The organism is Nonomuraea sp. NPDC050404, assembly GCF_040655495.1.
Lineage (GTDB): Bacteria > Actinomycetota > Actinomycetes > Streptosporangiales > Streptosporangiaceae > Nonomuraea.
In genome coordinates, this window is sequence record NZ_JBFAKB010000046.1 from 26,023 (window position 1) to 38,066 (window position 12,044).

The window sequence follows — 12,044 nt, forward strand, 5'->3', positions numbered from 1 at the left end:
TGGTTGCGGCACCGAAAGGGTGAGAACCATCAAGCCCGGTGAGCTCAACGCTCCTGATAAACCTAGGTTGGTAATGGACAACGAAGAGAAACTTGTCAATTACCTGAAAAGGGCGACGGCGGATCTGCGGGATTCTCGGCGGCGATTGCGCGCTGCCGAGGACCGCCTGCGCGAGCTGGGCGTCGGCCCGGACGGCGGGGCGCCGATCGCGATCGTCGGCATGGCCTGCCGGTACCCGGGCGGGGTGACCGCACCCGAGGACCTGTGGCGGTTGCTCACCGACGAGGTGGACACGGTCACGCCCATGCCCGCCGACCGCGGCTGGGACATCGACTCGATCTACGACCCGGAGCGCGGCAAGCCAGGCAAGACCTATACCCGCGAGGGCGGCTTCCTCCGCGACGTGGCCGACTTCGAGCCGGAGTTCTTCGGCATCGGCCCCAACGAGGCCACCGCCATGGACCCGCAGCAGCGGCTCCTCCTGGAGACGACCTGGGAGGCGGTGGAACGCGCCGGGATCGACCCGACGGCGTTGCGCGGCAGCCGTACCGGAGTGTTCGTCGGAGTCATGTACGGCGACTACGGCTCCCGTAGCGACCGGATACCCCGTGGCGTGCAGGGATTCATCGCGCACGGCAGCCACCGCAGCGTGGCCTCCGGGCGGATCTCCTACCTGTACGGCTTCGAGGGACCCGCGGTCACCGTGGACACCGCCTGCTCGTCGTCGCTGGTGGCGTTGCACCTGGCGGCGCAGGCGCTGCGCGGCGGCGAGTGCGAGCTGGCACTGGCCGGCGGCGCCACCGTGTTGTCCACCACCGAGCTGTTCGTCGACTCCGGCCGGCAGGGCGTGCTCTCTCCCGACGGCCGCTGCAAGTCGTTCGCCGCGGCGGCGGACGGGGTCGGCTGGGGTGAGGGGGTCGGCCTGCTGCTGCTGGAGCGGCTCTCCGACGCCCAGCGGAACGGGCACCCCGTGCTCGCCGTGATCCGCGGCTCCGCCGTGAACCAGGACGGCGCCAGCAGCGGCCTGACCGCGCCGAACGGTCCTTCCCAGGAGCGGGTGATCGGCGCCGCGCTGGCCGCGGCGGGTCTGTCGCGCTCCGACGTCGACGTCGTGGAGGGGCACGGATCCGGGACCGCGCTGGGCGACCCGATCGAGGCGCAGGCGCTGCTGTCCACCTATGGGCAGGACCGCGACCGGCCGCTGTGGCTGGGGTCGGTGAAGTCGAACATCGGTCACGCCCAGGCGGCGTCCGGTGCCGCCGGTGTCATCAAGATGGTGCTGGCGATGCAGCACAATACGCTTCCGAAGACGCTGCACGTGGATGCGCCGAGCGATGAGGTGGACTGGTCCGTCGGCTCGGTGGAACTGCTGACCGAAGCCCGGCCATGGACACAGAACGGCCATCCGCGCCGCGCCGGTGTCTCCGCGTTCGGGGTCAGCGGCACCAACGCGCACGTCATCCTTGAGGAAGCGCCGGACGAGACCGTCCCGGCAGAGTCCTCGACCCCTGACGGTGAGGCCGCCCCGGCAGAGTCCTCAGCCCCTGACCACACGGCCGCGCCTCCCGCGGCGTCGTCCTCGGCGTCCCCGCTGGTGCCGGTGGTGGTGTCGGCCAAGTCCGAGGCGGCGCTGCGCGCGCAGGCCGACCGGCTGGCCGGCTTCCTCACCGGGCGCGGCGCCGACGCCGAGCCGGCGGACGTGGCGTGGGCGCTGACCGGGCGGGCCGCGCTGGCACACCGGGCCGCGCTGGTGGCCGGCGACCGTGACGGCCTGCTCGCCGCGCTGCGCGGCCTGGCCGCGGGCGAGTTGCCGCCGGGCGTAACCGTCGAGGAGGCCAGGACCGGACGGCTGGGCCTGGTGTTCTCCGGTCAGGGCGCGCAACGGCTCGGCATGGGCCGCGGCCTGTACGCGCGCTTCGGCGTGTTCGCCCGTGCCTTCGACGAGGCGGCCGAACTCCTGACGGCCGAGTTGGCCGGCGTCACCGGCGGGCCTTCGGGGCTCGGACTGCGTGAGGTGCTGGAGCCCGCGTCCCAGAACGACGAGACGGCCGCCGCCCTGAACCAGACGGTGTTCACGCAGGCCGGGCTCTTCGCGGTGGAGACGGCGCTGTTCCGGCTGCTGGAATCGTTCGGGGTCCGGCCCGACTATGTGGCCGGTCACTCGATCGGTGAGATCGCCGCGGCGCATGTGGCCGGGGTGCTGGAACTGGGCGACGCGTGCCGGTTGGTGGCCGCCCGTGGCCGGTTGATGCAGGCGCTGCCGGCTGGTGGCGCGATGGCCGCGATCGGCTGCGGCGAAGACGAGATCGCGCCGGTGCTGGCCGCGCTTGGCCAGATCTCGGTGGCGGCGGTGAACGCGCCCGGTTCTGTGGTGGTCTCCGGCGCGGCCGACCAGGTCGCCGAGGTCGTGGAGTGGGCGCGGAAGGAGGGGCACCGGACCCGGCAACTGCGGGTGTCGCATGCCTTCCACTCGCCGTTGATGGAGCCGATGCTGGCCGAGTTCGGACAGGTCGTAGCGGGACTGACGCTGCACCGGCCGGAGCTGCCGCTGGTGTCAAACGTCTCGGGTGACCTGGCCGGTGAGGAGATCACCCAGCCCGGCTACTGGGTCGAGCACGTACGGCAGCCCGTCCGGTTCGCGGACGGCGTACAGGCCATGCGGCGACGCGGGGTCACCCGCTTCCTGGAGGTCGGCCCCGACGCCCAGCTCACCCCCATGATCGAGGAAATTCTCGCCGACGGCGGGCACGCGGACCCGGTGGTGCCGCTGCTGCGCCGCGACCGCGACGAGACGGCCGGCTTCGGCGCGGCACTCGGCGCGGCCTGGGCCGGTGGCGTGGCCGTGGACTGGGCCGCCTGGTTCGCCGACCGCGAGACCCCGCCCCGTCCCATCACCCTGCCCACCTACCCGTTCCAGCGGCGCCGGTTCTGGCTGGAGGCGCACCGGTCCGGGGACGTGTCGGCGGTCGGACAGGCGCCGGTCGAGCACCCGCTGCTCGCCGCCGCCGTGACCCACCCGGACGGCTCCGTCACCCTCACCGGGCAACTGTCCCCGCGTACCCAGCCCTGGCTCGCCGACCACACGATGAACGGCACCGTGATCTTCCCCGGGACCGGCTTCGTGGAGCTGGCGATCCGGGCGGGCGACGAGGTGGACTGCGGCCGGCTGGACGACCTCGTCCTGGAGACCCCGCTGGTCATCCCCACGTCGGAGGCGGACGGCGTAGCCGTGCAGATCGCCGTGGGGGCGTCGGACGATCAGGGCCGCCGTACCGTGGAGATCCACTCGACGACCGGTGAAGGCTGGATCCGGCACGCCCAGGGCACCCTGGCGCCCGCCACGGCCGACGGCGCCGGCCTCACCGAGTGGCCGCCGCAGGACGCGCGGCCCGTGGACGTCGACGGGTTCGACGACCGGCTGGCCGAGCGCGGCTACGAGTACGGCCCGGCGTTCCGCGCGTTGCGCGCCGCCTGGCGGCACGGCGACGAGTTCTACGCCGAGGTGGCGCTGCCGGAAGGGCTGGAAGCCGGCGGATACGGCGCGCACCCCGCCCTGCTGGACGCCGCGCTGCGCGTGGGCCTGGTGCCCGAGCTGGACGCGAAGCCGTCGGAGGACGAGCAAGGGCGGCCGGTGGTTCCGTTCGCCTGGCGCGGGGTCGAGCTGCACGCCACCGGCGCCGCCGCGGCACGGGTACGGCTGCGCCCGGACGACACCGCCGGGGCGGGCGCCGTACGGCTGGATCTGGCCGACGCGACGGGCAGCCCGCTGGCCACCGTGACCTCGCTGGAATCCCGCCCGCTCGCCGCCGACCTCCCGGCCGGCGGTGCGGCGACGCGCCCGCTCTACGGGGTGGAGTGGCGTCCGCTGGCCGCGCAGGACAACGGCGCGGCGCAGGATCCGGCCGCGCGGGACGCCATCGCGGCGGCCGAGGTGTACGTGGCCGTCTTGGATGAATCTGCGGAGACTGCGGCGGTCGCGCCCGCGTCCCTGCCGGAGCTGGTACAACGCGGTGTGGCGGCGACGCTGGAGCGCGTGCGGCGCTGGCTGGCCGCCGAGCCCTCCGCCGAGGACACACTGGTGATCGCGACCAAGGGCGCGATCTCGACCGACGGCACGGCGCCGGATGTGGCGCAGGCGGCGATCTGGGGACTGGCCAGGGCCGCCAGGGAAGAGAGCCAGGGACGGATCATCCTGGTCGATCTGGACCCCGGGCCGGACCCGGACCGCGCCGTGATCGACGAGGCCGCCGCAGCCGCGCTGCGCGCCGGAGAGCCGGAGACGGCCGTTCGCGCCGGCCGGTTCCTGGTGCCCAGGCTGACCCGTCTCGACGCCGGGAATTCCGTCGGCGGAGCGGCGCAGGACGCCCGCCGCCCCGCCGACGGTGTGGCACAGGACGGCGAAGCCGGTACGGCCTGGCCGGCCGAGGGCACCACCCTGATCACCGGCGGAACCGGCGGTCTGGGCGCCCTGCTGGCCAGGCACCTGGTCACCGAGCACGGCGTACGGCACCTGGTGCTGACCAGCCGCCGCGGCCTCGACGCGCCCGGCGCGGCCGAGCTGCGCGACGAGCTGACCGGGCTGGGCGCCGAGGTGAAGGTGGCCGCCTGCGACGTGGCCGACCGCGCCGCGGTCGCCGCGCTCCTGGCCGAGGTTCCGTCGCGGAGTCCCCTCACCGCAGTGGTGCACGCGGCCGGCGTACTGGCCGACGGCACCATCCCGGCGCTCGACGACGAGCGCGTGGCACGGGTGCTGCGGCCCAAGGTGGACGGCGCGTGGCACCTGCACGAGCTGACCCGCGAGCACGACCTGCGGGCGTTCGTGTTGTTCTCCTCTACGACCGGGCTGATGGACTCCGCCGGGCAGGGCAACTACGCGGCGGCCAACGCCGCGCTGGACGCGCTCGCCGTACGGCGTTCCGCCGCCGGGCTCCCGGCGATCTCGATGGCCTGGGGGGCGTGGGAGGCGGAACTCGGCATGGCCGGCCGGCTGGACGGTCGTCAGACCGCCCGCCTGGCCGCCTCCGGGATGCGACCGCTCACCGCCGCGGAGGGGCTGACCCTGTTCGACGCGGCACTGACCGCGGGACACTCCGCGCCGGTGGCCTGCCGGCTGGACCTCGCCGCGCTGCGCGGCCGGGACACGGAGCCACCCGCGGTGTTGCGCGCGCTGGCCGGCCGCCGTCCGGCCCGTGCCGCCGCGGCCGGGCCCGGTTCGCTCGCCGAGCAGCTGGACCGGCTGGCCCCGGCGGAGCGGCGCGAGCTGCTGCTGGGCGTGGTCCGCGCGGAGACCGCCGGCGTGCTGGGGTACGGCGCGGCCGAGTCGGTGCCGGTGGACCGGGCCTTCCAGGAGCTGGGCTTCGACTCCCTGTCCGGCGTGGAGCTGCGGAACAGGCTGGGCCGGCGGGTCGGCGTGGCGCTGCCGGCGACGCTGGTCTTCGACCACCCGACGGTGACCGCGCTGGCGGCCTTCCTGGCGGACCGGTCCGGAGGCAAGCCGGCGCAGGCGCAGGTGGCCCGTACGGAGACTGCCACCACGACCGACCCCATCGTGATCGTGGGCCTCGCCTGCCGGTACCCGGGCGGCGTGGAGTCGCCCGAAGACCTCTGGCGGCTGTTGACCGAGGGCGGGGACGCGGTGGGCGAATTCCCCACCGACCGCGGCTGGGACCTCGGCTCGCTGTTCCACCCGGATCCCGGGCACGAGGGGACCTCGTACACGAGGGAGGCCGCCTTCCTGTACGGCGCCGCCGACTTCGACCCGGACTTCTTCGGGATCAGCCCGCGCGAGGCGGCGGAGATGGACCCGCAGGAACGGCAGTTCCTGGAGGTGAGCTGGAACGCGCTGGAGCGGGCCGGGATCGACCCGACGTCGTTGTACGAGACCAGCGCCGGCGTGTTCGCCGGGGTCATGTACCACGACTACGTGCCCGCCGGCGCAGGCGGCGCCACGGTCTCCGGGCGCGTCTCCTACACCCTTGGCCTGCGTGGTCCCGCGATCTCCGTGGACACCGCCTGCTCGTCCTCGCTGGTGGCGCTGCACCTGGCCGCGGACGCGCTGCGGCGCGGCGAGTGCGACCTGGCGCTGGCGGGCGGCGTGACGGTGATGGCCACCCCCGAGTCGTTCGTGGAGTTCTCGCGCCAGCGGGGCCTGGCGGCCGACGGCCGATGCAAGGCGTACGCCGATGCGGCCGACGGGGTCGGCTGGGGCGAGGGCGTGGGCGTGCTGGTGGTCGAGCGACTGTCGGACGCCCGCCGCCGCGGACACCAGGTCCTGGCGGTGCTGCGCGGCAGCGCGGTGAACCAGGACGGCGCCTCCAACGGCCTGACCGCACCCAACGGCCCCTCCCAGGAGCGGGTGATCGAGGCGGCGCTGGCTTCGGCAGGACTCGGTTCCGCGCAGGTGGACGTGGTCGAAGGCCACGGCACCGGCACCGCGCTGGGCGACCCGATCGAGGCACAGGCGCTGCTGGCCACCTATGGCCAGGACCGCCCATCCCCGCTGTGGCTGGGCTCGGTGAAGTCGAACATCGGCCACACCCAGGCGGCGGCCGGAGTGGCCGGCATCATCAAGATGATCATGGCGATGCGGCACGAGACGCTGCCCAGGATGCTGCACGTGGACGCGCCATCGACCAAGGTGGACTGGTCCTACGGTTCGGTCGAGTTGCTGACCGAACACCAGCCCTGGCCCCAGGACGCGGACCGGCCGCGCCGGGCGGCAGTGTCGTCGTTCGGCATCTCGGGCACCAACGCCCACGTCATCCTGGAAGAACCCCCCGCCGAGGAGCCGTCGGCCATCGACGCCGGCACAGTTGAGCCGTCGGCGGACACCGTCGCGCTTCCGATGCTGGTGTCGGCCAAGAGCGAGGCGGCGCTGCGGGCACAGGCCGACCGGCTGGCCGGGCTCATGACCGAGCACGCCGACGCCGACGTGCTGGACGTGGCCGTCGGGCTGACCCGAAGGGCCGGCCTGTCGCGGCGCGCGGCCGTACTGGGCGAGACCCGGGAGGCCGCGGTGGCCGGGCTGCGCGCGCTGGCCGCCGGCGAGCAGGCCGCGGAGCTGGTCCGGGGCCTCGTGCACGACGGCGCCGACCAGCCCGTGTTCGTCTTCCCCGGACAGGGCGGCCAGTGGCCGGGCATGGCGGTCGAGCTGCTGGACACCTCGCCCGCGTTCGCCGCGGCCCTGGAGCGCTGCGCCACGGAGATCGAGGCGCTGGTGGACTGGCGGGTGCGCGAGGCGCTGGGCGACGCCCGGATGCTCGACCGGGTGGACGTGGTCCAGCCGGTGCTCTGGGCGGTCATGGTGGCGCTGGCGGAGACCTGGCGCGCGGCCGGTGTCGAGCCGGCCGCCGTGGTCGGCCACTCGCAGGGAGAGATCGCCGCAGCCTGTGTGGCCGGGGCGCTCTCACTGGCCGACGGGGCGCTGGTGGTGGTGAAGCGCGCCCGCGCGGTCGCCGAACGCCTGTCCGGCCGCAACGGCGGCATGATGTCGGTGGCGCTGCCCGCCGAGCAGATGACCGAGATACTCGCCAAGTACGGCGACGCCGTGTCGGTGGCCGTGGTGAACGGGCCCGGCTCGGTGGCGCTGGCCGGCGACGGCACGGCACTGGACGAGCTGGAGGCCCGGCTGCGGGCGGAAGGCACCCGCGTCAAGCGGCTGGCCGTGGACTACGCCTCCCACGGCGCGCAGGTGGAAGTGCTGCGCGAACCGCTGCTGCACGAACTGGCGGGGCTGCGCCCGCAGACCGCCAAGGTGCCCTTCTACTCCACGGTGGACGCGGCCGAACTGGACACCGCAGGGCTCGACGCCGAGTACTGGTACACGAACCTGCGGCGGACCGTGCGGTTCGCGGAGACCACCCGGGCACTGCTGGCCCGGGGCCGCCGGCTCTTCCTGGAGATGAGCCCGCATCCGATGCTCACTCCCGCGATCGAGGAGACCGCCGCCGCGGACGGCGTGGACGTGGCCGCACTGGGCACGCTGCGCCGTGACGAGGGCGGCAGGTTCACCACCGCGCTGGCCGAGGCTTGGCTGCGCGGAGTGCCGGTGGACTGGCCGAAGGTCCTGCCGGGCGCGCGGCGGCGCGTGGAACTGCCCACCTATCCCTTCCAGCACGACAAGTACTGGAAGCCGGCCACGTCGGGCAGCCCGGCCGGGCTGAGCGCCGCGGGCCTGGACTCCGCCGACCATCCGCTGCTCGCCGCGGTGCTGGACGACCCGGACGGCAACGGGCTGGTCTTCTCCGGCCGGTTGTCCATCGCGGGTCAGCCGTGGCTCGCCGACCACCGGGTGGCCGACCGGATCGTGGTGCCCGGCGCCGCGCTGGTGGAGATGGCGTTGCACGCCGCCGACAGGGCCGGCTGCGACACGCTGGAGGAACTGATCCTGGAACGCCCGCTGGTGCTGCCCGACGACGGCGCCACCCGGGTACGCCTGGTGGTCGGCGCCGCCGATGACGGCCACCGCCCGATCTCCGTGTACGCCGCGCCGGCGTCCTCGGACACGGGCGACGCCGCGGCGACCCCCGCCTGGACCCGGCACGCCACCGGCACACTGGCGACGGCCGCCGACGCGGAGCCGCCCGCCCCGCAGCCGGCCTGGCCGCCGGCGGACGCGCGGCAGGTGGACGTCGATGACCTGTACGAGACCATGGCCGCCGGCGGGTACGGCTACGGGCCCGCGTTCCAGGGGCTGCGCCGTGCCTGGCGCCGCGGCGAGGAGATCTTCGCCGAGGTCGCCCTGCCCGATGCGGTCGCCGGCGACGCGGACCGGTTCGGGATCCACCCGGCGCTGCTGGACGCCGCGCTGCACTCCGCCGGACTGCTCGACGACGACACCTCCGGCGCGCCCCGGCTGCCGTTCACCTGGCGCGGCGTACGGCTGCGCAGCACAGGCGCAACCGCCGCACGGGTACGTCTGCTCGGCGCCGGCGAGCCGGCCCAGAACGGTTCGGCCCCGGGCACGACGGACCGCTTCGTCATCGAACTGGCCGACTCCGGCGGGGCCCCGATGGCCTCGGTGGACGCCGTGGTGGTGCGTGCGGTGAGCGACGGGGAGCTGGCTCACGCGGCGGCGACGACCGTCGCGCCACCCCGCCTCACCTGGACGGCACTGCCCCCGGTGGCCTCGGCGACCCCGCTGCCCTCGGTGGACTCGCTGCCGTCGGTGGCCTCAGCGGCCTCGCTGTTGTCGGTGGCCTCGGCGACCGACCCGCATCCGCACGCCAACGGCGCGGCCGACGCGACGACGGCACACCTCACCGCCCCGAACGGGCAGGAGCCCGCCGAGGCCGCGATCCCGGGCCTCGAACTGTTCCAGGTGCCCCGCGACGCCGACGAGGACCCGGCCGCCGCGGCTCACGCGGCCACCCGGGCCACCCTGGCCGCGCTGCACGAGTGGCTGTCCGGCGACCGGCCGGACGGCGACCGGCTGGCCGTGGTGGTACGGCACGCGGCGACGGTCCTCCCGGGCGAGGACGCCGACCCCGCACACGCGGCGGCCACCGGCCTGGTGCGTGCCGCGCAGGCGGAACACCCCGACCGGTTCGTCCTGCTCGACACCGACGGGCAAGACCTGCCATGGGCGGCGGTCCGGGCGGCGATCGAAGCCGGCGAACCGGAGCTGGCCCTGCGCGCCGGCACGGTTCACGTCCCACGGCTGGTGCGGGACGCCGACGCGCTCGCCCTCCCGGCCGGGCCGTGGCGGCTGGCCACCACCGGCAAGGGCACGCTGTCGAACCTCGCGCTGCTGCCCGCGCCGGAGGCGACCCGCCCGCTGGCACCCACCGAGGTACGGCTGGCGCCCCGCGTCGCCGGAATCAACTTCCACGACCTGGTGGTCGCCCTCGACATGATCACGGAGGAGGACGACGGCCTGATCGGCGAGGCCGCGGGCGTGGTGCTCGAAGTCGGCTCCGCCGTCACCGACCTGCGGCCGGGCGATCGGGTGACCGGTCTGGTCGACGGCGGCGCCGGCACCGTGGCGATCAGCGACCGGCGGCTGCTCGTCCCGATCAGGGACGACTGGTCGTTCGCCGCGGCCGCGGTGTTGCCGATCGTCAACCTCACCGCCTACTACGGCCTGGTCGACCTGGCCGGCGTGAGTCCCGGGGATCGGGTGCTGGTGCACGCGGGCGCGGGTGGAGTCGGCATCGCCGCCATCCAGCTCGCCCGGCACCTGGGCGCGGAGGTCTACGCGACCGCCTCGCCCGCCAAGTGGCCCGTACTGCGCGCGCTCGGACTGGACGAGGACCACCTGGCCTCCTCCAGAGACCTCGACTTCCGGGAGAAGTTCCTGACCGCCACCGGCGGCGCGGGGATGGACGTGGTGCTCAACTCGCTGGCCAGGGAGTTCGTCGACGCCTCACTGGAGTTGTTGCCTCGCGGCGGCCACTTCCTGGAGATGGGCAAGACCGACATCCGGCAGGCCGACGAGGTGGCCGGCGCCCATCCGGGGGTCGTCTACCGGGCCTACGACATGGTGGCCCAGTCGCGTACCCAGCACCCGGAGGGCACCCCGGAACGCGTTCAGGAGGTCCTCGCCGAAGTGGTGCGGCTGTACGAGGACGGCGTGCTGCGCTCGGCCCCCGTCACCACCTGGGACGCCCGGCGCTCCAGGGACGCCTTCCGGCACCTCCAGCAGGCACGCCACGTCGGCAAGCTCGCGCTGACCGTGCCACGGGAGCTCGACCCGGACGGCACCGTCCTGATCACCGGAGGCACCGGCGTACTCGCCGGGCACGTCGCCCGCCACCTGGTGACCCAGGCCGGCGTGCGGCACCTGCTGCTGGTCACCCGGCGCGGCGCCGACGCGCCCGGCGCCGCCGAGCTCCGCGACGAGCTGGCCGGGCTGGGCGCCTCGACCCGGGTCGAGGCGTGCGACGTGGCCGACCGGGACGCACTCGCCGCACTGCTCGACGACATCCCGGCGGCACATCCGCTGACCGGGGTGGTACACGCGGCCGGCGTCCTCGACGACGCCACGATCGCCTCGCTCACCCCGGACCGGCTCGCCGCGGTGCTGCGTCCCAAGGCGGACAGCGCCTGGCACCTCCACGACCTGACGAGAGGGCGCGACCTCGCCCTGTTCGTCATGTTCTCCTCGGCCGCCGGGCTGCTCGGCTCGCCGGGTCAGGGCAACTACGCCGCGGGCAACGCCTTCCTGGACGCGCTCGTCCAGCATCGGCGCCACCTCGGCCTGCCGGGGCACTCGCTGGCCTGGGGGCTGTGGGCGGAACGCAGCGCGATGACGGCCCACGTGGGCACGGGCGACTCGGCGCGGATCACCGCGTCCGGGCTGCGCGAGCTCGACACCGAGACCGGACTGCGCCGCTTCGCCGCCGCCGTCTCCGGCGACGCCCCCGTGGTGCTCGCCGCGGACGTGGACGCGGACGCGCTGTCCGGCCAGCCGGTGCCGCCGGTGCTGCGTGGCCTGGTGGCCGCGCCGGCGCGGCGACGGGCCGCGGCGGACACGCCCGTGGCGGAGGAGTCGCTGACGGAAAGGCTGACGGGGCTGCTCCCGGCGGAACAGCGCCGCATCCTCCTCGACCTGGTCCGCTCGCACGTGGCCGCGGTGCTCGGGCACGTCGGCGTGGACGCGATCGCGGCCGAGCGGGCCTTCGCCGAGCTGGGCTTCGACTCGCTGACCGCGGTGGAGCTGCGGAACCGGCTGGCCGCCGACGCCGGGCTGCGCCTCCCGGCGACGCTGGTCTTCGACCATCCCAACCCGGAGGCACTGGTCGAGTACCTCCTTGAGGAACTCGACCCGGAGCACGCCGACCCGGCGCGCGCCGTACTCGACGAACTCGAACGACTGGAAGCCACGATGGCCGAGCCGCTCGCCGAGGCTCCGCCCGGACAGGCCGACGTGGAGGCGGTGGCGGCCCGGCTGGAGGCGCTGGCCCGCAGGTGGCGGGAGGCGCACCGCCGTGCCGACGGCAACGGAGCTCCGCGCGATGAGGTGCGGGACTACGCCGCGGCGACCGACGAAGAGCTTTTCGCGGTGCTGGACAGTGAGCTGGGCGGCCCGGACGGGACGTCTTGAA

1 protein-coding gene is annotated in these 12,044 nt (G+C 74.7%); it reads left to right on the forward strand.

The window, feature by feature from the left end; genetic code table 11:
• Nucleotides 1-73 precede the first annotated feature (73 nt).
• Nucleotides 74-12,043, forward strand: a complete 11,970-nt coding sequence (locus AB0I81_RS59945) for an SDR family NAD(P)-dependent oxidoreductase (protein WP_360678633.1) — start codon at nt 74-76, stop codon at nt 12,041-12,043.
• The last annotated feature ends 1 nt before the right edge of the window (nt 12,044 follow it).

What these genes read in the sequence shown, in the direction of transcription:
- AB0I81_RS59945 (WP_360678633.1), top strand. Translation starts at nt 74, where the DNA reads ATGGACAACGAAGAGAAACTTGTCAATTACCTGAAAAGGGCGACGGCG.